Genomic DNA, 24,628 nt, shown 5'->3' on the forward strand with positions numbered 1-24,628 from the left:
CATGACCGGTTGTAGTACCGCAGTCCTTCACCTTCTCACTTGCACCAGCCAGGCAGCGCAGCAGAAAGCACCAAAAGTCAACGTTGTACTTGCGTCCAACGGGGAAGCCCTTGTAGTACTTTTCGTGCGAAAAATGGCGGTTAGATCCAAAAAGACTCAAAGCTCGAACGGCACGCCGACGGCGCAGCAGCTCCAGAGCCAGAACGCGACACTGCAGCAGCAGGTCACATCGTTGTCCCAGTTCATCCAGAGCCTGATCACGGCCGGCACGATTCCGGGCGCGAACATTCCGGTGGGTGGCGGTACGGCGACGACACCGACTGTGACGGCGACCTTTGACCCGGCTGCGCTGCCTTCAGGGATGGATCTCAAGAACAGCAACGCAACGGTCGTCGCGACGGTGAACGCATGGCAGACTGCCCGGACGACCTACGGCCAGTCGCCGGTCTTCTCTATGCAGAAGCGACCTACGCACGCCTCACTGTTGCAGTTGGCTTCGGTCTGCCGAACCCTCATGCACCCGTGTTCGTCCTGACGTATGCAGCACGCGAGGGATTCCAGCCCGTGCAGATCCTGGATCTCATCTCCCGCAAGCGCATCCTCGGCTTCAATCCAGCCCTCCCAGGCTTTCAGGTAAACGCGGATGGTCTGACCGTTTCGACCTTCGCCGTTATCGGCGAAGAGTTCCTCAAAGCGGAGGCGCGGTAGCATGTCCTCGGTTACCCCAAGTACACCAAAGCGGGCGCACCAGTCCGATTTCGGTAGTGCGGCATGTGCTGCCGCGAGCAGCAGGACTCTCGCGGACGGGGACTCGTACCCGACAGTCGGGGTCATCCGTTCATCGCACTACCGCGATGAAAAAGCCAGCGGCGGGCATGGCCCTTCGCCGGCTTCGTGGCGCTGATAGTGACAGCAAAGGCTTAGGTCTCCAGCTTCGCATCCATCGTAATCGTCGCGTTCAGTACCTTTGACACCGGGCAACCGGCCTTCGCGTCCGCGGTGGCCTTGTCGAACGCGGCCTTGTCTCCGCCCGGAATCTTCACGGTGACGTCGAGATGCACCGCGGTGATCGTGAAGCCGCCGCCGTCCTTGTCGAGCGTGACGGTGGCCGTGGTGCCGATCCGCTCCGGCGTGATGTTGGCCTTGCCCAGCTCCGCCGACAACGCCATCGAGAAACACCCCGCATGCGCGGCCGCGATCAGCTCTTCCGGATTCGTGCCGATGCCGTCCGCGAAGCGCGTCGCGAACGAGTATTGGGTGTCCTTCAGGACGCCGCTGTCGGTGGAAATCGAGCCCTTACCGTTCTGCAGGCCGCCTTGCCAGACTGCCGATGCCTTGCGCTTCATCGCTCTCTCCTGTTTATGCCTTGCCGCGCACGCTGCTCGACCGAAGATGATGCCCGCCGCGGCGGTCCGCCCGGATGTGTCCGCGCCTGGGCATCGGTCGCAGGTGCCGCGCGGCTTGCAGGCGCGGGCGTGGACCGGCTTTCATCATAGGCGCTTCCGTGTTTCGGCGCGGAAAAGCGCCCTTTTCACTATTTCAGAACTTGAAACAATATTTCACCAGAAAGCCGCTTTTTTGCCGACCTCGTAAGAAATAGACTGCGTTCAACGGATCGGGAAACGCAATTAAAGCCGGTCCACCACACAATCAATTGGAGGTCGTTATGAAATCGCTTCTTTCCGCAGTTGTCGTCGCATCCGCTCTTATCGTTCCGGCAGTGTCGTTCGCCCAGCAGGCTAACGGTCCGATCACGCGCGCTCAGGTGCGCGCCGAACTCGTAGCCGCTCAAAAAGCGGGCCTTCTGAACCAGAACGACACCACGTATCCGAAGGCCGTGCCGCAGGACTCGACGATCGTCACCGCATCGGCGCAGGGTACGCAGGACGTCGGCGGCGCGAAGGCCAGTTCGTCGGACGCAGGCGCGCCGGCGACGGTGCAGCAACGTCTGTTTTCGACGTATCGCGGTAACTAAAGGGTGGTAACTAACTGTGCTGACTGAGCGTGCTAACTGAGCGTGCTAACTGAGCACGCTGGCAGTTAAGGCAGCACCCAGTAAAAAAGCCCCGGTTGCGAAGTTCGGCAACCGGGGCTTTTTTTCGTTGGCGCGCGCGGCGCTACTGCGCGGCCGCTCGTCAGTAAAAGCGCTATTCGGGAAACGGCAGGCTTTCCTGTCCCACTGCGCGCATGTCGAACACGTTCAGCGTCATCGCGACCAGCGCGTAGTAGCCGAGCAGGCCGACCAGGTTGATCACGACCTGATGCCCGAACCGCCCGACCGCCTGCGCATACGTCGCGTCCGATACGCGCTTGGTCTCATACAGTTCGCTTGCGAAGTCGTAGATCAGCGCGTCGTCGGCATCGGCGAATTCGGGGCGGCGCCCCTGGCGGATCGTCTCGGCGTCCGCAACGCCCACGCCCGCCTGCAGCGCGATCGGATAGTGGATGTACCACTCCGCCTGAGCCTGCCAGCGCGAAGCGGTCACCAGAATCGCGAGTTCCGACAGCCGCAGCGCAGCCCGGTCTGGTAGCGGCAAAACGCGCCGAGGCGTTGCGCGTGCTGCGCGAGTTCCGGGCTGTGAATCCAGCCGAGGAACGGCCCGTTCAGGTTGCCGCGCGGGCCGGACAGGATTTCGTCGAGCACCGCCTTCTGCTCGGGCGTGGCGGCGGACGTGTCGAAGTGAGGCAAGCGCTCGGTCATCATTGTTCTCGCTAAGGGCAATGGGTTGGACTGCTTAGATGGCGGCGAGCGACGCGCCGATCGCATCGTCGAGGCGGCTGACGATTTCGTCGATGTCGCGCGCCGTGCAGATGAACGGCGGCGCGATCAGCACATGGTCGCCGCTCTTGCCGTCGACGGTGCCGCCCATCGGATACACCATCAGGCCGCGCGCGAACGCTTCGCGTTTGATCGTTGCGTGCAGTTTCAGTTTGGCGTCGAACGGCTCTTTGGTAACGCGATCCTTCACGAGTTCGACACCGACGAACAAGCCGCGCCCGCGCACGTCGCCGATATGCGCATGCTGCGCATACAGTTCGCGCAGCCGGCCGCGCAACTGCTCGCCACGCGCCTGCACGTTCGCCAGCAGATTGTCTTCCGCGATCACGCGCTGCACTTCGAGCGCGGCCGCGCACGCGGTCGCATGGCCGATATAGGTGTGACCGTGCTGAAAGAAGCCGGAGCCGCCGACGATCGTCTGATAGATGCGGTCGCTGACCAGTGTCGCGCCGATCGGCTGATAACCCGCGCCAAGGCCCTTGGCGATCGTCAGCATATCCGGCGCCACGCCGTCTTCGTCGCAGGCGAACAGATAGCCGGTGCGGCCCATGCCCGACATGATTTCGTCGAGAATCAGCAGCACGCCGTAGCGGTCGCACACCGCGCGGATCTTGCGGAAGTATTCGCGCACCGGCGGCACCGCGCCCGCCGTGGCGCCGACCACCGTTTCCGCGACGAATGCGGCGACCGTGTCCGCGCCGAGTTCGAGAATCTTCCGCTCGAGTTCATCGGCCAGACGCTGCGCGAACGCTTCTTCGGTTTCGTCCGCGCGCTGTTCGCGATACGCATAGCACGGGCTCACGTGATGCGCTTCGATCAGGATCGGCAGGAACGGTTCGCGGCGCCATGCATTGCCGCCGATCGCGAGCGCGCCGAGCGTGTTGCCGTGATAGCTCTGCCGACGCGCGATGAAATGACGCCGCTGCGTCTCGCCCTTCTCGACGAAATACTGACGCGCGAGCTTCAGCGCCGCCTCGATCGCCTCCGAGCCGCCCGACACGAAATACACGTGCTCCAGTCCGGCCGGCGCGCTCGCAACGAGCCGGTCGGCCAATTCCTCGGCCGGCTCCGTCGTGAAGAACGACGTGTGCGCGTACGGCAGCTGTTGCGCCTGCCGCTTGATCGCGTCGATTACGCGCTGGTTGCTGTGGCCGAGGCACGACACGGCGGCGCCGCCCGACGCGTCGATATAGCGCTTGCCCGTGGAGTCGATGATTTCGATGCCGTCGCCCGCGACGGCCACCGGCAAGGACTGCTTCGGAGAACGATGAAAAACGCTGGTCATGATGTTCAGCTCCTGCTGATGGAGGTGCGGACTGAAACGCAGGCCGGCTCGGGCGTCGCGCACGCGATGAAAGTGTCGAACACGCATTGCCGCTGGCGATACGCGTTCATCCACACGCCCGCGCTGCCGATTTCGAACAGCGCGGGCGCCTAAGGTGTTTTCGTCGTCGGAATCGTGTGGATCGTCGCTGCCTCGGCGCCACGGGCCGCACCGATAATCAACAATCGGTACGTAGTTATACGCCTATACAACATTTGTTGTCAAACATTGTTGGATGGCACCAGGTGGAGCGCGGCGTGCGTCACGCAATCGTTCAAGGCACGTATGCGCCCTTCGCGTGCAGCGATTGTTCGGCGAGCGCGAGCTGTTCGAGCGCATCAGCGCCTTCGAGCGCGAGCAGATGCGCGACCAGCGCTTCGGTGATCGCGGTGGCGGCCACCAGCGACGGAAAGAACGACGGGCTTTCGTGCGAGAAGATCAACACCTTGTCGGCGTTCAGCGCGATCGGCGACACCGCGCTGTCGGTGATGGCGATCAGCTTGCTGCCTTTTTCGAGCGCAGCCTCGGCGACGCGCGCGGCTTCGACCGAATACGGCGCGAAGCTGATGACGATGGTCGCGCTGTCGCGCTCGATCGTGCGCAGCTGCATTTCTAGGGTGCCGGCCTCGCCGTTGAGCAGCGATACCGACGGCCGAAACAGCCGGTAACCATAGACGAGGCCGAACGCCACCGGGTAACACGAGCGGAAGCCCGCCACGTGCACGTGCGGCGCGCGCCGCAACACCCGCGCGGCCTCGACGATCACGCGACCGTTATGCGCGGCGGTCGTTTCGAGATTGTGCTGCTGCGCGGCGAGCAGGTCGTTCGCGAGCGCATCTTTCGATTTGACCATCGAGCGCGCCCGGCTCGTCAACGGCTCGGGCCGCGTGCGCACGCGCGCGACGAACAGATCGCGCAATTCGTTCCAGCCGGGAAAACCGAGTTGCTGCGACAGCCGCACGAGCGACGCCGGCTGCACCTGCGCGCGCTCGGCGACCTTACGCATCGACGACACCGCGACCTCGTCGGGATGATCGAGCAGGAATCCCGCGCCCATCTGGAACTGCGGGCTCAGTTCGGGGAAGCGTGCCCGGATCAGGGCGACGAGCTGATCGAAGCTGTCTGGCATGTTGAGGTGGCGCGACGCCGGGGTAAGAGATGACAACAAATGTTACCACCGGGTACGCACATTTCAACGCAGTGAAGGCAGCCACCGACGGGGCTCGCACCGGCATCGGCTAGCCTTCCCGAGGCGGCGGAAGACGAAACGCAGCCCAGGTTTATCCGGCCCGACGCGGGGCAATTTGTCCTTCATTATCTGGGATCTTTCCTACTATGAGAAATTGAAACGATCCGCGTATGACGGAGGGGCGCCGCGCTGCCCGCCCATACGGACAAGCCGATGAAGACCAACGGAGTAGTCAGGTTCGCGGAATTCGAACTCGACATCGAGCGCTACGAGTTAAAGCGCGCCGGCGACGAAGTCCGCCTCGAACATCTGCCGATGGAACTGCTGATTCTGCTCGCGTCGCGTAAGGGCGAGGCGGTCTCGCGCGCGGACATCATCGATGCGTTGTGGAGCCCGGGAAGCTTTCACGATACCGACAATGGCATTAACACCGCGATCTACAAGATCCGTCTCGCACTGGGCGACGATCCGATTGCGCCTCGCCACGTGAAAACGATTAAAGGCAAAGGGTACAGGCTGGACGGCATCAGCAGGCCCGACGAGCCGGTAGCTGCGGCAGCACAGCCGGTGCGCGTGATGGTGCTGCCGTTCGACAACATGACGGGCGATAAGAATCAGGACGTCCTCTGCGAAGCGCTCGCTGCCGAAATATCCGCCACGCTCGGAAATGCAGGCGCGGAGCGTCTTGCCATGATCGCGCGAACGACCGCCGCGTACTACCGTCGCGCGGGCAAGAGCATCGCCGAAATCGCGAGGGAATTGAGGCTTGACTACGTGCTCGAAGGATCACTGATGCGCGAGGGCCGTCGCTTTCGAATCCTTGCCCAACTTATCCGCTGCGCGGACCAGACGCAGATCTGGAGCCACGCCTATGAGCCGGCCTCGGCGGGCGCGCTAAGCAACTTGCAGCAACTCGGCGCGGCGCTCGCCGCCGAGGTCACGCCTACCTTGACGCGGCATCAGCTGACCGCGCTCGCGCGACGCTTGCCCGTCGTGCCCGAGGCTCACGACGCATATCTGCGCGGTCGCTACTACTGGTATCGACGCGTCCATTTCGATCCATGTTTTTCGGCCACGCATGCGCTCAGCGGCGAGGACTTTTTTCGCAGCCATAGCTACTTCGAGAGTGCCGTCGAGCACGATCCGGCGTATGCGCTTGGCTACGCGGGCCTCGCGCTTTTCCATGGTGCAACCGTCGTGCATGGCTTCGATCCACCGGCGCAAGGCTGGCCGCTCGCGCGTACCGCGGCCGAGCGTGCGCTCGAACTCGACCCCGAGTTGCCCGAAGCCCATCATGCGATGGCGGCGGTCCACTATTTCTACGACTGGGACTGGCCGAAGGCAGAAGCGGAGTTTTTGCGTGCGCTGCATCTCAATCCGAGTCATCCGGAAGCCAATCGCCTCTATGCACGCATGTTGATGGCTCTCGGCCGCGACGCTGAAGGCCAGGTGCTGAAAAAGCGCGCTGAACAGGTGGATCCATTCGCGTTTCAGGGCTCGCGAGCTTTCGATCTGATTCTGTCAGGTAATCACCAGCAGGCGATGCGCGAATGCTTCAGCCGCGCGACGGACGAGCGCGCTCCGCTGATGTACCAGCTGATCGCGACCGCGTTCGAGGTGAAGGGATTGCTCAAGGAGTCGGTGGACGCGACGGTCGAAGCGCTGATCCGCTGTAACGAACTACCGCGCTCCCAGACGATTCGCGAGTGTTGGGACAGCGGCGGCCATGACGCGGTACTGCAATGGCTGCGTACGGATCTGCTGTCGCGCTATCGCGAAAGCTACACGTCTCCGTTGTTGCTCGCTGAGATCCACGCGCGTCTGGGGCAACCTGAGGACATGTTCCACTGGCTTGACGTCGCGCTCGATGATCGCTCATCGCGGCTCTGCGAGTTGCGCACGAATCCGTGGTTCGAGCGCTGGCGGTCGAGCGGCCGGTTCGACAGCCTCGAAAAGCAGATCGGCGTCTGAACCATACAGCGCGGCTGATATCGACGGCGTCCAGGCTCCCAACTCCGAACCTGCTGGTGACGAGTTCGTGGGAACAAGAATTAAGGTTCTCTCTAGCCTCGGTCTATTTGCCCGCCCGGGCTATCGGCGCAAGATCGGGTTCACGGCGTGCGCCGATCGACCATTCGTGTCAAACGCCCGTCCGCCCCGGCCGGCGGAACTTGCGGTACACCGCAGCCGCCATCCTGTTCCACTGTCAGGAGATAGCAAAATGAAACTGCTGAGAATGGCCGCGGCCGGCGCCGCTGCGGCCCTTGCATTGGTTGGGACCGCCGCTCATGCGCAAACGCAGGCCCAGACCACGGCCGAGATGTCGCAGCCCGTCGCCGACCAGAACACGCTTACCGCCGTCGGCGGCTCGCCGGCGGGCCAAACCGCCATGGGCGCTCCCATGGGCAAGACCCGCGATCAGGTTTATCGCGAGATGGTCGAGTCGCAGCGCAACGGCGACGCACAGCGCATCCAGGACCTGTACAAACAGCCATAAGAGCATTGCGCAACCTGCACGCGAGGCTGGCTCGCCCGGTGATTCCATCCGCCCGGCTCGATCGATACGCGCCGGGCGGGTTGCGCGGTCACTGGCCACCATTGAACAGTTCCTTCTCGCGTCGCTGAGCTTCGGGATCGTGTTGCCACTCGATGGTCTCGCGACGAACCTGATCGCGGGTCTTGCCGATTGGTGCACCCGTAGCGCTTTGCGGCCTAGGTGAGCCGCCGACGGCGGTAAGGGTGTTCTGGTCGACGACGGGCGGCGAGGTGTCGGCGGTGGCCTGCGCCTGCGCGTAAGCGGAGGTACCGACAAACGCAAAAGCCGCGGCCGCGGCGGCCACGGAGATTCCAGACAGTTTCATTTCGCTTCTCCGGAATAGTGAAGAAGGATGGCGGCTGCGGTGGGTCCGCAAGCATGGCCGGTCGGGGCGGGTGGAGATTCGGCACCAATGGCCGGTCGGCGCACGCCTTGACGGCGATATTGCGCCGATAGCACGTGCGGGCAAATAGACGGTGGCTAGAGAGGCCCTTAATTTTCGATCGGCAGTGGAGGCTGATGTCGCCGCCCGCTCTGCGTTGCGTTAGCGCTTCACCAGCGCTTGCCGATGCGCGTCGACGAAGTCAGCCATGCTGTTGAAGCGGAAGTCTATGTTCGGCTGCGAGCCCGGGTCCATCGTCGCGCCGAAGCCCGGCTGCGAATGACGCCGGTAAATCCAGCACGACGCCAGCCCGAACCCGTTTGCGGGCTTGTGGTCATGGAAAAGGCTTTCTGCGGTGTGAAGGATTTTTTCCTTCCCGATGCCCCGCTGATCGAGCTTCTGAAGCATGTACTCGAAGTTGCGCGGCGACGGCTTGTAGGAGCCGACGTCCTCCGCCGTGATGATCGCGTCGAACTCAACCTGCAGCCTCGCGTTGCTGTAGGTGAAACTTTCGTTGTCGATGTTCGACAGGATGATCAGCTTGTAGTGCTGCTTCAGATATTGCAGCGCGGCTGCCGAATCGGGGAATGCCGGCCAGTTTCTGATCGCCTGGCCGTACGCCACGCATTCTTCGTGGGTGTAGGGCAGGCCCCACTCTTCTGCCATGCGCTTATACACGATGGACAGCAGTTCCTGATAACGCTTCGCGGGCGTGAAGATCTGCTGCGACGACTCGTGACGAGCGTGGGCTTCGAGAACCTGGTCACGCGTGAGCGGCGTCCTCGCTCGCTCCAGCAGAGGCTTCAGGGCTTCAAAGATGCCACTCTCCCAGTCGATCAAGGTGCCGTAGCAGTCAAAAGTCAGTGCATCGAAATCGGTCAGTTTCACGACTCCTCCTGTCAGATGTCCATAATGAAGACCACAATGGATTGAGCAAGCGCCGGAACCAGAACTTTAATGCAGCGGCGAAGCGACAGCTTCATTTCTCTTCGCAAACCCTGGCGTTTTCCCGAATGCGATCCCACGCCGAAGCGGAGCTAATCTGATCAACCCGGTCCAACACCTGGAGACTCCATGCGACCCCTCGTCATAACAATGGCTGTCCTAACTTCCGCCGGCATCTGTGCGACCGCCAACGCTCAATCGGTGGTCACGCTCGGTCACTCGGCTCCGCTCACGGGTCCCCAGGCGCCGAACGGAAAGGACAACGAGAACGGCGCCCGCCTCGCTATCGACGAACTCAACAAGAGCGGTGTCACGGTAGCTGGCCAGAAAGTCACGTTCAAACTGGACTCCGAAGACGACCAGGCAGACCCGAAGATCGGCGTTCAAGTCGCGCAGAAACTCGTCGACAGCGGCGTGATCGCAGTGCTGGGCCCGTACAACTCGGGCGTGGCGATTCCGGCATCGCGCGTCTATAACACGGGCGGCGTGCCGATGCTGCCGGTTGCGTCCAACCCGGCGTTGACGAAGCAAGGCTTCAAGAACATCTTCCGTATCGGCGCGAGCGACGAGCAGCTAGGCGGGACGATGGGCCAGTTTGCGGCCAAGACATTGAAGGCCAAGACCGCCGCGGTGATCGACGACCGCACGGCCTATGGGCAAGGCGTGGCGGAGCAGTTCATCAAAGAGGCCAGGGCAAACGGAATCCAGATCGTGGACCAGCAGTTCACGAACTCGTCGGCGACCGACTTCCTCGGCATTCTGACCAGCATCAAGGCCAAAAATCCGGATGTCGTCTTCTTCGGCGGATACGCTGCTCAGGGCGCGCCGATGGCCAAGCAGATGCGCGCCCGCGGACTGCGTGCCAAGCTGCTTGGCGGCGATGGCATTTGCTCGGCCGATATGGGTAAGGTCGCCGGTGATGCCGCGTCCATCGTGTATTGCGCCCAGGGCGGCATTGCGCTCGACAAGACCCCGGCCGGCCGCGAGTTTCTGCAGAAATACAAGGCCGCTTTCAACACCGATACGCAGGTCTATGCGGTCAGCTACTACGACGGCGTAAAACTGCTGGCCGATGCGATGGTCAAAGCGGGCACCACGACCGACAAGGCAAAGCTCATCGCCCAGTTGGCAAAGACCAACTACAAGGGCGTGGCAGGCACCTACTCGTTCGATGAAAACGGCGATCTGAAGGGCGCACCCACGACCGTCTATGTGATCAGAAACGGCCTTCCGGTGCCGTACGGGCAGTGACGTTCAACCGAGGAACTCCAACGCACCCATGAAAATCAGTCGCACCATTTCAACAGTCGAGGTTCATACCGGCGGCGAAGCGTTCCGGATCGTGACGAGCGGGCTGCCTCGCCTTCCCGGCGACACCATCGTCAAACGTCGCGCGTGGCTGAAAGAGAACGCCGACGAAATTCGTACCGCGCTGATGTTCGAACCGCGTGGTCATGCGGACATGTACGGCGGATATCTGACCGAACCCGTCAGTCCCACGGCAGACTTCGGGATCATCTTCGTCCACAACGAGGGCTATAGCGACCACTGCGGGCACGGCGTGATCGCGCTGTCCACCGCGGCGGTCGAGTTGGGCTGGGTTCAGCGCCAGATTCCCGAGACGCGCATTGGCATCGACGCTCCGTGCGGTTTCATCGAGGCCTTCGTCCAATGGGATGGTGAACACGCTGGCAACGTACGTTTCGTGAACGTCCCATCGTTCATCTGGAAAACGGATGTCACGGTTCAGACGCCGTCGTTTGGCACGGTAAAGGGTGACATCGCATTCGGTGGTGCGTTCTACTTCTATACGGACGGTGCGCCGCACGGTCTCTCAGTCCGCGAGTCTTCTGTCGAGGAACTCATCCGGTTTGGCGCCGAGGTCAAACAAGCTGCAAATCAAGCGTACCCGGTTGAGCACCCGGAGATCCCGGAAATCAACCACATCTACGGCACCATCATTGCCAATGCGCCGCGGCACGAGGGCTCGACGCAAGCCAACTGTTGCGTGTTCGCCGACCGTGAGGTTGACCGTTCGCCCACCGGCTCAGGGACGGGCGGACGCGTCGCGCAACTCTATCTGCGCGGGAAACTGGCCATGAACGAGACACTCGTGAACGAATCCATCATCGGCACGGTCTTCAAGGGGCGCGTACTCAGCGAGGCGACCGTCGGCGACTTCAAGGCGGTCATCCCAGAGGTCGAGGGCAGCGCCTATGTTTGCGGCTTCGCAACCTGGATCGTGGACGAGCGTGACCCGCTAACTTACGGTTTCCTCGTCCGATAATCGCCTCAAGCTCTCCCCCGGTTCCGAAGCGCGAAGTACACACCGGCCCCGAGCGCAACGAGCAGGACCACGATCAGGCCGGCACCCATGCTGGGCAGACCGGTCATGCTGCTGGCCGCACGGGGCGCCGCCGAGGCAGCCACCGGCGCTGAAGCCGCCGGCGCGACCGGTTGCGGAAGCGCCACACCGGCGGCGCTACCTTGACGTACCAGAGAAGCCTCCGATGTCGGCGAGGCCTGCAACGCCTGCGGCACTTCAGGCGCGGAGGCGACAGCGGGCGCTTCCGGATTGGGTCCGACAGGCGCCATCGTGGTTTGAGAAGGCACCACGACGGACGCGGCCGCCTGCGGACCAGCTTCGAGCGCCCGCGCCATCGTCTTCCACTTATCGAATACGCCATCCACGCAGTGCACATCGATACAGGCGTTGCGCGCGTGCCGCCACTGCGCCAGTTGCGCGGACGACAGTTTGCCGCTGCCGAGCAGTGCCTGTTGCTGCGCGAAGATGTCGTCGTACTCGTTGTTCAGGATCGCGTGATCGCAAATGACGCGCTCAGCGGGTTGCTGTGTGGTTGCACACTGAATGTCGTTCGCCGACGCCGCGGTCGAACCCAACGCCGCCAGGGATAGCAGCAATACTCCGATACGTCGTGCCAAGTGCACCCGTCCTCCGAGAATGTGAGCGTCAAAGTCCAGGCACCACGATGAATCCGCCCGACTCGTCACCGTATATATCGACTCTGCCTTCGAGCAGATAACGTGCCGCCAACGCGCATAGCGCCGCGTCGACATCGTCGATCGATGTCAGCGGCGCAGTCGCGATGCCTTCCCATTCGAGAATAGCCCGGCGCTGCGGGCCTTTTTGCTTCGCGGATGCAACGTCCGTCCCGAGAAAAGCGCATGTGATCGCGTGAGGAAACGTTTCGAAGCACACGCGACCCGTGATTTTTTCTCCGCCGTCGAAAAGCGCAAACTGGGCGGCGAATGCGTCATAGATGCGCTCGCCGTTGAACATCCATCCATAGAAGCCGCTTTTAGTGGCCATCGCGTGTTCGCGAGCCGGTGTCGCGAACGAAAAGATCCGCTGCCGCGCGAGTTCCTTCTCGGCCAGCCTTCCCGCCGCGCCCGTTCGCCAGCGGCACGGCGCATCGATGCCGACCGCCGCCACCTCGTGCGCGCGACACCGCTCGAGCATCTGTTCGGGGGTCGCGTTGGCGAGATTGCACAGCATCCGGGTGCCGCGCAGGATAACCAGATGGTTGCCCTTGCGGTCCCCGCCGACATCGATGCCCGCTACCGTCGGCGGCGTCAAAGCAGCGCCACCACCCTCACATCGCCCTGCTCCGCCGACGCCACCACTTTCTCGCCGATCCGGCGGAACGTGATCGACACCGACGCATCGCCGACCCGCAGATCGCTGACCTCGAGCCAGTCGATGCCTTCGGGCAGCATCGGCTGTTCGATCAGCACTTCGCGGCGCTCGGCGTCGATCGTGATGCCCAGACACGCCTCGAGCATCATGAACGGCGAGCCGGCCGCCCATGCCTGCGGCAAACACGCGACCGGATAGGCCGTGGGCGGCTCGCCGCGGCGTCGCGGGAAGCCGCAGAACAGTTCCGGCAAGCGCATGTCGAAATTCACCGCCGCCTCGAACAGCGCCTGCAGCAGTTTCACGGCCGACCCCTTCGCGCCATAGCGCGACAGCCCGCGCGCGCATAGCGCGTTGTCATGCGGCCAAACCGAGCCGTTGTGATACGCCATCGGATTGAAGCGCGCCTGGCTCGCCGCTAGGGTGCGCACGCCCCAGCCGGTGTGGAACAGCGTCGAGTCGAGCGCGCGCACCAACGCTTCGCCGCGCTCGCGCGTGGGCAGGCCGAACGCCAGCAGATGCCCCGCGTTCGACGCCATCACGCGACACAGCTCGCCATGACCGTCGAGCGCGATGCCGTAAAAGCCGACCTCGTCCATCCAGTACTTTTCTTCGACGCAGCGACGGATCTTCTTCGCGCGCTCCGCATACTGCGCGGCCGCGTCGCGCAGACCGCGCAGCTTCGCGAAGCGCGCCATCGTGTCGAACGCGGCGCTCGCATAGGCCTGCACTTCGACCAGCGCGATCGGGCCGTCGGGGAAGCGCCCGTCCGCATGAAACACCGAGTCGTGACTATCTTTCCAGCCCTGATTCGCGAGGCCGCCATCCGATTCGCGCTGGTAATCGAGCAGTCCGTACCGGTTCTTGTCGCACACGCCCGCGACCCACTGCGCCGCGCGTTCGAGCGCGGGCCACAATTCGTCGATCAACCCGATGTCGCCGGTGCGGGCCGCGTAGGCGCCAGCCAGCACGATGAACAGCGGCGTGGTGTCGACACCGCCGTAGTACAGCGCGAACGGCACTTCGCCGGCCGCGGCCATTTCGCCCTTGCGCATCTCGTGCATGATCTTGCCCGGCGCGGCGTCGCGAAACGGCGAGTTCTCCCGCGCCTGGTGCTCGGCGAGAAAGCGCAGCACACCGGCCGCGAGATGCGGCTGCAGCCACAGTGTTTGCAGCGACGTGATCACCGCGTCGCGGCCGAACGGGGTCGAAAACCATGGGATGCCCGCGTACGGGTACGGGCCAGTCGCGAGATCCGTCGTCAGCAGTTCGAGGTCGGCGAACGAGCGGTCGATCCATGCGTTGAACAGCGGGTTGCTCGAACGCACGCGCGCGCTCGCGCGGCGTCGCTCGCGCATCACCAGATGGGCATCCACCAGCGCCGCGCGCACCGCCGCACGGCCGACGCGCGGGCGTTCCGCGTCGATCTGCGACAGATGCGCCTCGCTCAGCGCGTGCACGGGCTGCGACACGTCGGCGCCGGGCTTGCTGGTCATCGGCACGACATGCACGGCCACCGACAGATAGATCGACACGCATGCCTGCGCGGGCAGCTTGACGGTGTAGTCGGCGCGGTCGGCGAACAGCTTGTCCGGCTGCGGCGAGAACGCGATCTGCACGTTGCGCGCGACGTCGTCGAGACCGACGTAGCCGAGCAGTACCTGCTGATTCTCGACCCGCGCGGGCTGCACGCGACCCTGTTTGTCGCGCTTCAGGCCGCGCACTTCGAACATGTCGCGGAAATCGCTGGAAAACGAAATGGACAGCGGCACGGTCGCATCGCTCGTGCCGTAGTTCGTGAGTTCGATCGCCTCGTTGAGCACGGTGCCCGACAGCACGCGCACGCGCTCGACGTGGATCACGCCTTCGGGAGTGCTGTCACCGCCGAGCGGCGGCAGCGGTCGGTTGGTCAGATGCGCGGTGAACGTGGTGTTGTCGCTGCTGACGCTGCCCGACAGCAGCGACGGCGCGCGCCCGCCGAAGGTCAGCCGCAGTTGCGACATCACGCGGGTGTCGTTGACGAACAGGCCGTCGTCGTGACCTGTGATATCGCCGAGCGGATCGTTGACGATGAAGGTGTCGCCCGACTTGAGCACGTGCTGCGTGGCGCTCGCGACGTTGAGGTTTTCCGTCGGGATGAAGACGCCGTCCTGCTCGGGATCGCGATGATCGACGCCGCCCGAGTGGGTCAGCCCGCCGAGGGCTTCTGGCTGCTGTTTCAAGGTCGCTCCTATGAATTCGCTGCTGCTTTCAGTTGCACTTCGGGTCTCGCCTCGGATTCGCCGCCGGGGTGGCCGGCCTGGCCGCCCCCACGGTTGGCCGGCCCCGGTCGGCCAGCCAGCCCATCCGATTGTAGAGGCTCTGAGGGCGTGAGACGAAGTTATCGCGTAGGAGTTTCGGCTTTTTGCGCCATTTTTTGACGCCGTTTTCGGTGGCACAGGACGTGCATGCGGCGGAACGCAAAAAACCCACGGCCTCGTGAGCCGTGGGTTCGGGACCGTCGTCAAACGCGTTGGTGGGCGTCGATCCGGCCTGTTACCGCTTTGCGACCGGTTTCGCCTCGCGCGGCGTCTCGCCGACGAACAGCTGACGCGGACGGCCAATCTTCTGCTCGGGATCAGCGATCATTTCGTTCCACTGCGCGATCCAGCCGACCGTGCGTGCCATCGCGAAGATACACGTGAACATCGACGTCGGAATGCCCAGCGCGCGCTGCACGATACCCGAGTAGAAGTCGACGTTCGGGTACAGCTTGCGCGACACGAAGTATTCGTCTTCGAGCGCGATCTTTTCGAGTTCCATCGCGAGCTTGAACAGCGGGTCGTCGTGCAGGCCCAGCTCTTCGAGCACTTCGTGGCAGGTTTCGCGCATCAGCTTCGCGCGCGGGTCGTAGTTCTTGTAGACACGGTGACCGAAGCCCATCAGCTTCACGCCCGAGTTCTTGTCCTTCACCTGCTCGATGAACTCGGGAATGTTGTCGACCGAGCCGATTTCTTCCAGCATGTTCAGCGCGGCTTCGTTCGCGCCGCCATGCGCCGGGCCCCACAGACACGCGATACCGGCCGCGATACATGCGAACGGATTCGCACCCGACGAACCGGCGAGACGCACGGTCGACGTCGACGCGTTCTGCTCATGGTCCGCGTGCAGGATCAGGATGCGGTCGAGCGCGCGCACCAGCACGTCGTTGACCTCGTACTCCTCGGCCGGATTCGCGAACATCATGCGCATGAAGTTCGCGCTGTACGACAGGTCGTTCTTCGGATACACGAACGGCTGATCGATGCTGTACTTGTACGCCATTGCAACCAGCGTGGGCAGCTTCGCGATCATGCGGATCGCGGATAGGTCGCGATGCTGCTGGCTCGTGATGTCGAGCGAGTCGTGATAGAACGCCGACAGCGCGCCGACCGCGGCAACCAGAATCGCCATCGGGTGCGCGTCGCGACGGAATCCGCGGAAGAAGAAGTGCATCTGCTCGTGCACCATCGTGTGCTGCTTGACGGTGTTCTCGAACTCGGCTTTCTGCTGCGCGTTCGGCAGTTCGCCTTTCAGCAGCAGGTAGCAGGTTTCGAGGAAGTCGGCGTTCTGCGCGAGGTTGTCGATCGGATAGCCGCGGTACAGCAGCTCGCCTTTGTCGCCGTCGATATACGTGATTTCGGAGTTGCACGCCGCCGTCGACATGAAGCCCGGGTCGTACGTGAATTTGCCGGTCTGGCCGTACAGCTTGCGGATGTCGATCACGTCGGGGCCCAACGAGCCCTGATAGATCGGCAGATCGATGGTCTGGTCGCTGTCGGAAAAACTCAGCGTTGCGTGTGACTTCGAGTTCATCTACGTGTTCCTTTTGCTTGATACCGCAGTCGTTCCGGCATGCATCGCGGTCGTACGGCGAGGCGCGACGTCGCCGCTCTCGAACCGGTACGGGCATGCTCAGGTTCCGCTGCGCATTCTACGGGCCGGCGTGTCGTTGATTGCGTCGATTGCTCGCAACAGTCCATCTCCGCGTGCGCAACATTCGTTGTCGGCACGGGGCGCTGGCATCGCGCTGCCGATGAAAGTTGTTCGAAAGTCGGAACACCAGCTGCAACAATGTTTTGCTGCCAGCAGACTGCGTCGGGCTCGATCCGTCTGCGATACTGGGTGCGTGCATTGATGCTTGCGGCCCGCGATTCGAAGCGGGCTTTTTTGGTCACACAGAAAAGCAGGACGAATACAGATGAATGCCTCTCTCGAAACGCTGTTTCCGGATCACGTCCATACCGAAGACCACACGGTCACCGCGCTGAATCATCAGGATATCGTCGTCGCGTTGTCGGCGGCGCTGAAGACGCAGGACGTCGCGGTGCTGCACATGCTCTATCCGCGCACCGACGCGCGCACCCATCGCAGCCTCGACACGCCCGTCGACGTGCTGCATGGACACGGCCTGCATGAAGTCGCGGCTCTGATCGCGCGGGAAGCACACTATCTGCTTTTCACGGACCCGGTGAAGGCGTGGAAGGTGTTCCACGAAATCCGCAACGATTCGCTCGCGATCGGCGTGCATCTGTACTATCACGGGCTCGTCGGCGAAGCGGCCGAACGCGCGCTCGACAAAGACGCGCATCGCAAGGCCTGATGCTGTCGGCGGGCGATTGGCGGCGACACGCGCCGGCCGATCGCCCGTTGATGTTCGCGTCACTTCCTCAGCGCGCGCTCACGGCCTGAATGAATTCATCCACGTAACGATTGAACGCGGACGGGTGCGCGAGGTTCATGCCGTGCGAGGCGCCGCGCACCGTTTCGCGGCGCGCATCGGGCAACCATCCCTGCAACGCCGTCACCGTGCGGTGGAACATGTCGGGACTTTTCTCGCCGTCGATCAGCAGCACCGGGCAGCGCAGGTCCGCCGCGTCCTCGGGCACGTAGGCGGGTAGCGGATCGCGGAATTGCCGCGCGAGCGTGTGCGCGTTGTCGGTCGCCATGCGGCGAAAGCCCGGCGTGCTCATCGCCCAGAAGCCGGGACGGCTCACCGAATCGACGAACAGTTGCAAGCCTGCTTCGACCGCGCCGCTTTCTATCAGTTGAGCCGCTTTCGCGCGCAATGCGTTGACCGGCTCCGGCACGCTCGCTGGCGGACGTCCGGCGATCTGCAGCGGTCCGCCCGGATCGGCGAGCGTCAGCGTACGCACGTGTTCGGGATGGCGTCGCGCGCAATGATAGGCGACGCAACCGCCGCGCGAATGCCCGACCACATGCGCGGGCCCCGCGCCGAAACCAGCGATGAACTCCGCCACTTCATCGGCGTGGCTGCTCCAGCTGAACGGCAGGTGCGCCGCGCTATCGGTGACTGGCCAGTAATGCGTGAGACTGACCGCGACGCAGCGATAGCGCTTCGACAGACCCGCCAGTTGCGGCTGCCAGTAGCGGTAGTCGCACAACGAGCCGTGCACGAACAGCAGCGGTTCGCCGTTGCCGGCCTCGATGTAAGGCATGCGCAAGCCGCTACGTAGGTCGATGAAGGATGGTGAGGACAGCGACGAAGCGGAGACGGATTGATTCACGATTGGTTTACGGACAGCGCGGCATCGGGGCGCGGATGTGCGCGGGGCGGGCAACGGGCATTGAGAAGCGGGCGTATCGGCGGCTCGGGAAACGGGACGCGACGCGTATTGTCACATAGGCTCCGGCGACGCGTCGGGTAGATGTCCGCAAGGTGCCCCGACCACGCGTGGCGACAAATGGACTATGGCGCGATATTTTCTCGCGTATCCACACGCGTCACGACGTGCATTCCGACGCGCACAAATATTGACATTTCGTTGATCGTAACGAAACCCAAAAATCATCCATCGCCCATTCCGCAACCCTATGGTCGCCTGCTAGCTTAGCAGCCACAACCAGCTACAGAGGAGTTCGGAATGTCGTATCAGCAGGATGCCGATGGCGTGCGCGTGGTGCTCAGTGCGCCGCAACTTGCGGCGGTGCTCTCCCGCCAGTCGATCAGCCCCACCGAGATGCTTTCCAATCGGCTATGGGGCGGTTTGCAGGTTGTCGGCGGAGTGCTGGAGATGGTCGGGGCGGCTGCTCTGTGTGTGCTGCCGGAACCGACAATGGCGAGCAAGGCTGGATGTGTTGTATTCGGCGTCCATGGCTCAGATACCGCTTCGGCGGGTTTGCGTCAAATCTGGACGGGCCAGGATACTGCCACACTGATCCAGCAGGGCACGAGCAAGCTGGCCGCGACGATGAAAGCACCACCTGACATGGCGCACAATATCGGCCTGTCGATCGATATGGTCGTGCCATTTGGCTTCGCCGGCTCGGTCAAGGCTGCACGCGCGGCCAGCGTAACGATGGGCCGGATCAGACTGAGGAGCATGAAGCAAAAACGCTGAACGGGATCGGCGGCCATACGCTTTTGAAGCATGTCGGAAAAGATGAGGCGTGGTTGCGACAACGGCTGATAGACAAACCTTGGATACCAGCAGCGACGTCATTTAAAGGCCAGAGAACGGCTGAGAGAGCAATTTCGAAAGTGATGATGGCCGACGCCGACCGGATTCGTCTGTGGGCGCAGTCAACCGGAATGCGTGCCCCGCTGCGTATAACAAAACACGTATCCGGAGATGTCGGTTATGGGGTCGTCAGAAGAACGGGCCGGCTCGTGAAGGGAAACAAGATTCTGGTTGTGCTCAAGCCTGAAACCTACAATGGCATGCCGTATTACGTCCTAACGGCTTTCGTCGGTCTGTGAGAAAAGCGCTTATGAAAGAGAATCCACTGTATCCCGAACTCAATCAGCTTTTTGGTGTGTACCTCAACGAGGATTGCTCGTACTGGGGAAGCACCATTGAAGCTATCGTAGGTTGCTATAAACGGGATAGCTCCACAGAAAGCATCAAGGGCATCCTTGTTGAAATCGAGAGTTTCAGGAAGGCACATTCCGACCATCTGGACGCTGCGTTCGAAGAAGCATATGGCTCGCAGTTTGACCCTAAGTTGTGGAGTCATACGACTGCATCGTTTCTCGACGAATTGGAGCGCCTTCTGAGCGCGTAATCCACTGGTCGTCGCCGCGCGCGGAAGATTCGATGTCAGCCGGTGCATGCGCAATTTGGCAGGCAACCAACCCCCGCCCACCGCTCACGCGTCCCCGGCTTCGTCCACCCACCCCGCCGCTGCCGCCGCCCCAGCGCCGCGCACCGCGCAGGTCAGCGGTTCGTCGGCGACGTGCACGTCGAGGCCGGTTTCCTCACTCAAACGCCGCCCCAGATTGCGGAGCAGCGCGCCGCCACCAGTCAGCACGATGCCCTTGTACGCGATGTCCGTGATGAGTTCGGCTGGGGCCGATTCGAGCCCGCGCTTCACCGCGCCGATCACCTGACTCAGTGGCGCTTCGATCGCCTCCGAAATATCGCGGTTGCTAAGCTGCACCGTGCGCGGTAGCCCGTCGTCGACGCTGCGGCCGGTTGCGTTGATCTGCTCGAGCGGCACGTCGTGTACGGCCGAGGCGATGGCTCTCTTCACGTGCTCGGCGGTCTGCTCGCCGAGCAGCACACCGTACAGATTGCGCACGTAGCTGATGATCGCCGCATCGAAATTGTCGCCGCCGACGCGCACCGAGCCGCTATACGCGGTGCCGCCCAGCGCGATCACGCCGACCTCGGTGGTGCCGCCGCCGATGTCGACCACCATCGAGCCGGTCGCATCGCGCACCGGCAACCCCGCGCCGAGCGCAGCCGCGAGCGATTCGCCGATCAGGCTGACCTTCCACGCGCCGGCCGCCTCGGCCGCTTCGCGGATCGCGCGGCGCTCGACATGGGTCGCCGCGGCCGGCACACACAGCGTGAATGCCGCGCGCCGGCTGAACAGCGAGCGCGGCCGCGCCATGTCGACGAATTGCTTGATCATGTGTTCGGCGGCGGCGAAGTTGGCAATGACGCCGTGGCGCATCGGCCGCACCGTTTCGAGATTGCGCGGCGCGCGGCCGAGCAGCTGGCGCGCCTCGGCGCCGATCGCGGCGATCCGTTTCGCCCCGCTCGCGGGCTGCGTCTCGAAGCACACGACGGACGGCTGGTTCAGCACGACGCCGCCGTCGTCGGTATAGATAAGGGTGTTGGCCGTGCCGAGATCCACCGCCACGGAGTGGCGGAACAATCGCTCAAAGAGCGGGTAATGCGGCGTCGGTCTGGCCATATGCAGGCTCTGATGTGTCGTTATCCGCCTTCTTGGGCGGTCTGGAAATGCGCCCCCGGGTCCCCGAAGCCGCGCGACACGCCCGCTGGGCGTTGCGCTTCCCGCGCGGCGGGGGTGATTTTCAAGCTATTGCCCGTATGACGGCAAGCTCATCAGAATCTTTAGGCCCGCTTTCTATCGGAGTTGTGTCAATCGCGCGACAGCTTGCCCAGTGCGCGTTCCAGCGCGTCACGGCCGAGCGCGACGCCGTCGGCCGTGATCGTATGGCCGACGCCGGGCAGCATGTAGGCGTCGACCGGGTAGCCGGCGGCGCTGAAAGCGTCGGCCGCGAATTCGAGTTCGCGCACCGGGATCACCTCGTCGTCCTCGCCGTGGACCAGCGTGAGCGGCGTCGCGCGGTTCGACGAGACGATCGGCGAGGCGAGCCGCCCCGAATACGCGACGACGCCCGCCGCGCCCTCCGCGCTAGACGCGACGTGATGCAGCGCCATGATCGAACCTTGCGAGAAGCCGACCAGCGCAAGCCGATCGAAAGACAACTGCCAATGCGCAAGCTCTGCATCGAGCACGCGGCGCAGCGCCGGATAGGCGGCGGCGACGCGCGCCTCGCGGTTCGCTCCGTCGACGTCGCGCAGGCTGAACCACTGGCGGCCACCGAAGCCGCCGTCGAACGGATCGGTGCCGTCGAGCGACACGAATGCGGTGCCGGGCAGCTCGTCGCTCCAGATATCGGCGAGCGGCATCAGATCGCGCGCGTTGCTGCCGACGCCGTGCATCAGCACGACGAGGCTCGTCGCGGGCGCGTTCTGCGGTGCCGTGTTCGGCGCGCGCCGCCAGCCGTGTTCGAATTGCTGCCAACTCATGGTGGTGTCCTTTTTTCCGTGGTTTAGTGGCTCTGGCCGTGGTGGCTCAGCCCTAGCCGCGAGCATACGCCGCGTGCCGCGTTCGCGTCGCCGGGAGCCGCATCGGCCGCGGCTGTGGCCGACGCCGGCGGGCGAATGCGGGTATGCTTTTGCGCATCGACGGACCCGCCGCCGCGCCGCACGGTCCGAGGCAAACCATCCGGAGAACGCCGTTTGAGCCAGCCCAACGCCGCGCCTGATTCCGCGTCGCCGCCGCCTCAGCCCCCCGCGCCACCGCCGCCGCCCGCGCCTCTCGAAGGCGGCCGGCTGGTTCTCGCGACGATCGCGGTCGCGCTCGCCACCTTCATGAACGTGCTGGATACGTCGATCGCGAACGTCGCGATTCCGACCATTTCGGGCAACCTCGGCGTCTCGGTCGACGAAGGCACGTGGGTGATCACCGTGTTCGCGGCCTCCAACGCAGTGGCGATTCCGCTGACCGGCTGGCTCACGCAGCGCATCGGCCAGGTGAAGCTGTTCGTCGGCGCGATCCTGTCGTTCACGCTCGCGTCCTGGCTGTGCGGCGTCGCGCCGACGCTGCCGATCCTGCTGCTCGCGCGGGTATTCCAGGGCGCCGTGGCCGGCCCGCTGATTCCGTTGTCGCAGGCGATCCTGCTCGGCTCGTATCCGAAAGAGAAATCGTCGACCGCGCTCGCGTTGTGGGCGATGACCGCCACCGTCGGCCCGATCGCGGGTCCGGCGCTCGGCGGCTGGATCACCGACAGTTACAGCTGGTCGTGGATCTTCTACATCAACATCCCGGTCGGCCTGTTCGCGGCCGGCGTCACGTGGATGATCTACCGCACCCGCGAATCGCCGACGCGCAAACCGCCGATCGACGTGGTCGGCCTCGGCCTGCTGATCACGTGGGTCGCGTCGCTGCAGATCATGCTCGACAAGGGCAAGGATCTCGACTGGTTCTCGTCGCCGGTGATCTCGATTCTCGGCCTCGTCGCGCTGATCAGCTTTGCGTTTTTCCTCGTCTGGGAGCTGACCGAAGAGCATCCGATCGTCGATCTGCGGCTCTTTCAGCAGCGCAATTTTCTCGGCGGCACGATCGCGATTTCGGTTGCATACGGGGTGTTCTTCGGCAATCTGGTGCTGCTGCCGCAATGGATGCAGGAGTATCTGAACTACCGCTCGATCGACGCCGGTCTGGTCACCGCGCCGCTCGGCATCTTCGCGATCATTCTTGCGCCGATACTCGGCCGCGTGCTGCCGCACTCGGACGCGCGCGTGATCTCGACGGTCGCGTTCGTCGGCTTCGCGATCGTGTTCTACATGCGCTCGAAGTACGTGATCGAGGTCGACACGTGGCACCTCGTGCTGCCGACGCTGCTGCAAGGCATTCCGATGGCGCTGTTCTTCGTGCCGCTGACGGCGATCATCCTGTCCGGCCAGCCGCAGAGCCGGATTCCGGCGGCGGCGGGTCTATCGAATTTCGTGCGCGTGTTCTGCGGCGCGGTGGGCACGTCGATCGCGGGTACCGCATGGAACAACCGCACGATCCTGCATCACGTGCGGCTCACCGAACAGGCGTCGGTCGACAACCCGTTGTTCGCGCAGCAGATCGACAACACGCAGTCGGTGCTGCATCTGAGTCCGCAATCGGCGGATGCGCTGTTCGATTTCACCGTGAACACCCAGGCCGCGATGATGGGCCTGAACGACATCTTCTTTGTGTCGGCGATCATCTTCGTGCTGATCATTCCGCTGATCTGGATCACGCGGCCAGCCAAAGGCGGCGGTGGCCCGGATGCGGCCGGCGCGCATTGACGCAGCTTCGGTAGCGCGCGAGGCGACGCTCGCGCGGTGGCTGGGGAGTGGCCGCGAGCTTGCGTCAGCGGAAATAGCGCGCCGGCGTGTCGCCGAACGCATCGCGAAACACCGCGATAAACGACGACACGTCGTTATAGCCGACTTCGAGCGCCACCTGCGTGACGCTCTCACCGGCGCCGAGATGTTCGAGCGCGGCTAGCAGACGCAACTGCTGACGCCATTGACCGAAGGTCTGCCCCGTTTCCTTCGCGAACAGACGCGCGGCCGTGCGCGCGGTCACGCCGGCGGCCGCGGCGAGTTCCTCCAGCACCAGCGATTGCGCGGGATTCGCGCTGAGCGCCTCGGCGATGCGCTGCGCGCGCGGATCGCCCGGCCAGTTCAGGCCGAGCGGCGCGGCGGGCAAGCCGGCGACGCGATCCAGCAGCACTTGCAGCAGACGGCGGGCGGGTTCGTCGGGAGGGTGATCGTGCGGCAGATCGGCCGCGGCGGCGAGCAGCGCCTGCACCAGCGTGTCGGGGATCAGCGCGCCGGTCTGCGTGGGCAGCGGCGCGGGGTCGAAGGCGGGGTCTAAGGCGGGGTCGGCGGTCGCGTCCATCGCGGAACCGGTCGCGACGTAGAGCGAATACAACTGCACGGGCCGCCTCGCGTGCAGGCAGTGCAGCGTATTCGCGGCGATCCACAGCGCACGGGCGGGCGGCACGACCCAGCGGCCGGACTTCGTGCGCACCGTCAGCACGCCTTCGCTGACGTGAATCAGATGCGCGCGCCGATACGCGCGCCACGGCCCGTCCAGCGTCGCATGGCGCTCGCCGACCACGAAGACCGCTGGCTCGATGCCGTCCGGATCGAAGGCTTCCGTCATGGTGTCTGCTCTGACGCGGGACGTCCGCGAAGGGAGCAAGATTAGCATGCGCGCGGGGCCCGGTTGCGGGGCGGCTTCACACGGTCCGGCAACC

The 24,628-nt window shown here is 63.8% G+C and carries 24 protein-coding genes and 2 pseudogenes; 12 read left to right on the forward strand and 14 right to left on the reverse strand.

Annotated features, from left to right (window positions below):
• Both ACLFKU_RS36680 and ACLFKU_RS36685 read left to right on the forward strand, forming a co-directional pair.
• Positions 1-535, forward strand: a 535-nt coding sequence (locus ACLFKU_RS36680) for a hypothetical protein (RefSeq protein ID WP_410852435.1), incomplete at its 5' end; no start/stop codon positions are given.
• Positions 536-564: 29 nt separating this feature from the next.
• A complete protein-coding gene (locus tag ACLFKU_RS36685; RefSeq protein WP_368583706.1) occupies positions 565-708 on the forward strand; it encodes a hypothetical protein in 144 nt (47 codons plus the stop codon).
• A 212-nt stretch (positions 709-920) separates the two neighbouring features.
• Here the strand turns inward: ACLFKU_RS36685 and ACLFKU_RS36690 are convergent, their stop codons facing one another.
• The gene (locus ACLFKU_RS36690) at positions 921-1,346 is read right to left on the reverse strand and encodes an OsmC family protein (RefSeq protein WP_013091854.1); all 426 of its coding nucleotides are present in this window, start codon (positions 1,344-1,346) and stop codon (positions 921-923) included.
• A 320-nt stretch (positions 1,347-1,666) separates the two neighbouring features.
• Here ACLFKU_RS36690 and ACLFKU_RS36695 point away from each other — a divergent pair, with 320 nt between their 5' ends.
• Positions 1,667-1,975: a DUF4148 domain-containing protein gene (locus ACLFKU_RS36695; protein ID WP_368583705.1), complete on the forward strand. Its 309-nt coding sequence runs from the start codon at positions 1,667-1,669 to the stop codon at positions 1,973-1,975.
• A gap of 172 nt (positions 1,976-2,147) precedes the next feature.
• Here the strand turns inward: ACLFKU_RS36695 and ACLFKU_RS36700 are convergent.
• Positions 2,148-2,701, reverse strand: a pseudogene (locus ACLFKU_RS36700) (carboxymuconolactone decarboxylase family protein).
• Positions 2,702-2,735: 34 nt separating this feature from the next.
• Positions 2,736-4,064, reverse strand: coding sequence for an aspartate aminotransferase family protein (locus ACLFKU_RS36705; RefSeq protein ID WP_410852436.1), 1,329 nt, complete (start codon positions 4,062-4,064; stop codon positions 2,736-2,738).
• Here ACLFKU_RS36705 and ACLFKU_RS36710 point away from each other — a divergent pair.
• The gene (locus ACLFKU_RS36710; RefSeq protein ID WP_410852437.1) at positions 4,047-4,217 is read left to right on the forward strand and encodes a hypothetical protein; all 171 of its coding nucleotides are present in this window, start codon (positions 4,047-4,049) and stop codon (positions 4,215-4,217) included. The two genes, ACLFKU_RS36705 and ACLFKU_RS36710, sit on opposite strands and share 18 nt — an antisense overlap.
• A 160-nt stretch (positions 4,218-4,377) precedes the next feature.
• On the opposite strand, the gene ACLFKU_RS36715 is transcribed toward ACLFKU_RS36710, so the two are convergent.
• Positions 4,378-5,232 carry a MurR/RpiR family transcriptional regulator gene (locus ACLFKU_RS36715; protein ID WP_368583702.1) on the reverse strand — a complete coding sequence of 285 codons (855 nt, stop codon included), beginning with the start codon at positions 5,230-5,232 and terminating at the stop codon, positions 4,378-4,380.
• A 273-nt stretch (positions 5,233-5,505) separates the two neighbouring features.
• Between ACLFKU_RS36715 and ACLFKU_RS36720 the strand changes: the two genes are divergently transcribed.
• Positions 5,506-7,263, forward strand: a complete 1,758-nt coding sequence (locus ACLFKU_RS36720) for a winged helix-turn-helix domain-containing protein (RefSeq protein ID WP_410852438.1) — start codon at positions 5,506-5,508, stop codon at positions 7,261-7,263.
• Positions 7,264-7,513: 250 nt separating this feature from the next.
• Positions 7,514-7,789 carry a hypothetical protein gene (locus ACLFKU_RS36725; protein WP_368583700.1) on the forward strand — a complete coding sequence of 92 codons (276 nt, stop codon included), beginning with the start codon at positions 7,514-7,516 and terminating at the stop codon, positions 7,787-7,789.
• Positions 7,790-7,877: 88 nt separating this feature from the next.
• Here ACLFKU_RS36725 and ACLFKU_RS36730 read toward each other — a convergent pair whose 3' ends face one another.
• Positions 7,878-8,153 (reverse strand): hypothetical protein, encoded by a 276-nt coding sequence (locus ACLFKU_RS36730; RefSeq protein WP_410852439.1) that lies wholly within the window; start codon positions 8,151-8,153, stop codon positions 7,878-7,880.
• Between the two features lie 219 nt (positions 8,154-8,372).
• The gene (locus ACLFKU_RS36735; protein WP_410852440.1) at positions 8,373-9,098 is read right to left on the reverse strand and encodes a haloacid dehalogenase type II; all 726 of its coding nucleotides are present in this window, start codon (positions 9,096-9,098) and stop codon (positions 8,373-8,375) included.
• A 186-nt stretch (positions 9,099-9,284) separates the two neighbouring features.
• Between ACLFKU_RS36735 and ACLFKU_RS36740 the strand changes: the two genes are divergently transcribed.
• Together ACLFKU_RS36740 and lhpH are read left to right on the forward strand one after the other, a co-directional pair.
• Positions 9,285-10,406, forward strand: a complete 1,122-nt coding sequence (locus tag ACLFKU_RS36740) for a branched-chain amino acid ABC transporter substrate-binding protein (RefSeq protein ID WP_410852441.1) — start codon at positions 9,285-9,287, stop codon at positions 10,404-10,406.
• 28 nt (positions 10,407-10,434) lie between these two features.
• Positions 10,435-11,442 (forward strand): trans-3-hydroxy-L-proline dehydratase, encoded by a 1,008-nt coding sequence (gene lhpH / locus ACLFKU_RS36745; protein ID WP_410852442.1) that lies wholly within the window; start codon positions 10,435-10,437, stop codon positions 11,440-11,442.
• A gap of 5 nt (positions 11,443-11,447) precedes the next feature.
• Here lhpH and ACLFKU_RS36750 read toward each other — a convergent pair whose 3' ends face one another.
• The 4 genes from ACLFKU_RS36750 to gltA form a co-directional block, all read right to left on the reverse strand.
• Positions 11,448-12,104, reverse strand: coding sequence for a hypothetical protein (locus tag ACLFKU_RS36750; RefSeq protein WP_410852443.1), 657 nt, complete (start codon positions 12,102-12,104; stop codon positions 11,448-11,450).
• 22 nt (positions 12,105-12,126) lie between these two features.
• Entirely contained in the window at positions 12,127-12,753 is a 627-nt protein-coding gene (locus ACLFKU_RS36755; RefSeq protein ID WP_410852444.1) for a DUF429 domain-containing protein, read from the reverse strand.
• Positions 12,750-15,032, reverse strand: coding sequence for a glycogen debranching N-terminal domain-containing protein (locus ACLFKU_RS36760; protein ID WP_410852445.1), 2,283 nt, complete (start codon positions 15,030-15,032; stop codon positions 12,750-12,752). The genes ACLFKU_RS36755 and ACLFKU_RS36760 overlap by 4 nt, the downstream gene beginning before the upstream one ends.
• A 313-nt stretch (positions 15,033-15,345) precedes the next feature.
• Positions 15,346-16,644: a citrate synthase gene (gltA, locus tag ACLFKU_RS36765; RefSeq protein WP_410852446.1), complete on the reverse strand. Its 1,299-nt coding sequence runs from the start codon at positions 16,642-16,644 to the stop codon at positions 15,346-15,348.
• A 385-nt stretch (positions 16,645-17,029) separates the two neighbouring features.
• Here gltA and ACLFKU_RS36770 point away from each other — a divergent pair, with 385 nt between their 5' ends.
• A complete protein-coding gene (locus tag ACLFKU_RS36770; RefSeq protein WP_410852447.1) occupies positions 17,030-17,431 on the forward strand; it encodes a hypothetical protein in 402 nt (133 codons plus the stop codon).
• Between the two features lie 67 nt (positions 17,432-17,498).
• Here the strand turns inward: ACLFKU_RS36770 and ACLFKU_RS36775 are convergent, their stop codons facing one another.
• Entirely contained in the window at positions 17,499-18,356 is an 858-nt protein-coding gene (locus ACLFKU_RS36775; protein ID WP_410852448.1) for an alpha/beta fold hydrolase, read from the reverse strand.
• Positions 18,357-18,713: 357 nt separating this feature from the next.
• Between ACLFKU_RS36775 and ACLFKU_RS36780 the strand changes: the two are divergent.
• Both ACLFKU_RS36780 and ACLFKU_RS36785 read left to right on the forward strand, forming a co-directional pair.
• A pseudogene (locus ACLFKU_RS36780) lies at positions 18,714-19,549 on the forward strand (RNase A-like domain-containing protein).
• A gap of 11 nt (positions 19,550-19,560) precedes the next feature.
• The gene (locus tag ACLFKU_RS36785) at positions 19,561-19,854 is read left to right on the forward strand and encodes a contact-dependent growth inhibition system immunity protein (RefSeq protein ID WP_368583689.1); all 294 of its coding nucleotides are present in this window, start codon (positions 19,561-19,563) and stop codon (positions 19,852-19,854) included.
• Between the two features lie 84 nt (positions 19,855-19,938).
• Here ACLFKU_RS36785 and ACLFKU_RS36790 read toward each other — a convergent pair whose 3' ends face one another.
• Complete coding sequence (locus ACLFKU_RS36790; protein ID WP_368583688.1) at positions 19,939-20,991, reverse strand: rod shape-determining protein; 1,053 nt, start codon at positions 20,989-20,991, stop codon at positions 19,939-19,941.
• A gap of 188 nt (positions 20,992-21,179) precedes the next feature.
• Complete coding sequence (locus ACLFKU_RS36795; RefSeq protein ID WP_368583687.1) at positions 21,180-21,854, reverse strand: alpha/beta hydrolase; 675 nt, start codon at positions 21,852-21,854, stop codon at positions 21,180-21,182.
• A 213-nt stretch (positions 21,855-22,067) separates the two neighbouring features.
• Here ACLFKU_RS36795 and ACLFKU_RS36800 point away from each other — a divergent pair, with 213 nt between their 5' ends.
• Positions 22,068-23,669, forward strand: a complete 1,602-nt coding sequence (locus tag ACLFKU_RS36800; RefSeq protein ID WP_410852449.1) for a DHA2 family efflux MFS transporter permease subunit — start codon at positions 22,068-22,070, stop codon at positions 23,667-23,669.
• 64 nt (positions 23,670-23,733) lie between these two features.
• Here the strand turns inward: ACLFKU_RS36800 and ACLFKU_RS36805 are convergent, their stop codons facing one another.
• Positions 23,734-24,534: an AraC family transcriptional regulator gene (locus ACLFKU_RS36805; RefSeq protein WP_410852450.1), complete on the reverse strand. Its 801-nt coding sequence runs from the start codon at positions 24,532-24,534 to the stop codon at positions 23,734-23,736.
• Between the last annotated feature and the right edge of the window lie 94 nt (positions 24,535-24,628).

The organism is Paraburkholderia sp. EG304 (assembly GCF_046543485.1).
Classification (GTDB): domain Bacteria; phylum Pseudomonadota; class Gammaproteobacteria; order Burkholderiales; family Burkholderiaceae; genus Paraburkholderia; species Paraburkholderia youngii.

What these genes read in the sequence shown, in the direction of transcription:
- gltA (WP_410852446.1), bottom strand. Translation starts at nt 16,644, where the DNA reads ATGAACTCGAAGTCACACGCAACGCTGAGTTTTTCCGACAGCGACCAG.
- lhpH (WP_410852442.1), top strand. Translation starts at nt 10,435, where the DNA reads ATGAAAATCAGTCGCACCATTTCAACAGTCGAGGTTCATACCGGCGGC.
- ACLFKU_RS36695 (WP_368583705.1), top strand. Translation starts at nt 1,667, where the DNA reads ATGAAATCGCTTCTTTCCGCAGTTGTCGTCGCATCCGCTCTTATCGTT.
- ACLFKU_RS36740 (WP_410852441.1), top strand. Translation starts at nt 9,285, where the DNA reads ATGCGACCCCTCGTCATAACAATGGCTGTCCTAACTTCCGCCGGCATC.
- ACLFKU_RS36705 (WP_410852436.1), bottom strand. Translation starts at nt 4,064, where the DNA reads ATGACCAGCGTTTTTCATCGTTCTCCGAAGCAGTCCTTGCCGGTGGCC.
- ACLFKU_RS36790 (WP_368583688.1), bottom strand. Translation starts at nt 20,991, where the DNA reads ATGGCCAGACCGACGCCGCATTACCCGCTCTTTGAGCGATTGTTCCGC.
- ACLFKU_RS36690 (WP_013091854.1), bottom strand. Translation starts at nt 1,346, where the DNA reads ATGAAGCGCAAGGCATCGGCAGTCTGGCAAGGCGGCCTGCAGAACGGT.
- ACLFKU_RS36795 (WP_368583687.1), bottom strand. Translation starts at nt 21,854, where the DNA reads ATGAGTTGGCAGCAATTCGAACACGGCTGGCGGCGCGCGCCGAACACG.
- ACLFKU_RS36805 (WP_410852450.1), bottom strand. Translation starts at nt 24,534, where the DNA reads ATGACGGAAGCCTTCGATCCGGACGGCATCGAGCCAGCGGTCTTCGTG.
- ACLFKU_RS36725 (WP_368583700.1), top strand. Translation starts at nt 7,514, where the DNA reads ATGAAACTGCTGAGAATGGCCGCGGCCGGCGCCGCTGCGGCCCTTGCA.
- ACLFKU_RS36720 (WP_410852438.1), top strand. Translation starts at nt 5,506, where the DNA reads ATGAAGACCAACGGAGTAGTCAGGTTCGCGGAATTCGAACTCGACATC.
- ACLFKU_RS36715 (WP_368583702.1), bottom strand. Translation starts at nt 5,232, where the DNA reads ATGCCAGACAGCTTCGATCAGCTCGTCGCCCTGATCCGGGCACGCTTC.
- ACLFKU_RS36785 (WP_368583689.1), top strand. Translation starts at nt 19,561, where the DNA reads ATGAAAGAGAATCCACTGTATCCCGAACTCAATCAGCTTTTTGGTGTG.
- ACLFKU_RS36770 (WP_410852447.1), top strand. Translation starts at nt 17,030, where the DNA reads ATGAATGCCTCTCTCGAAACGCTGTTTCCGGATCACGTCCATACCGAA.
- ACLFKU_RS36710 (WP_410852437.1), top strand. Translation starts at nt 4,047, where the DNA reads ATGAAAAACGCTGGTCATGATGTTCAGCTCCTGCTGATGGAGGTGCGG.
- ACLFKU_RS36730 (WP_410852439.1), bottom strand. Translation starts at nt 8,153, where the DNA reads ATGAAACTGTCTGGAATCTCCGTGGCCGCCGCGGCCGCGGCTTTTGCG.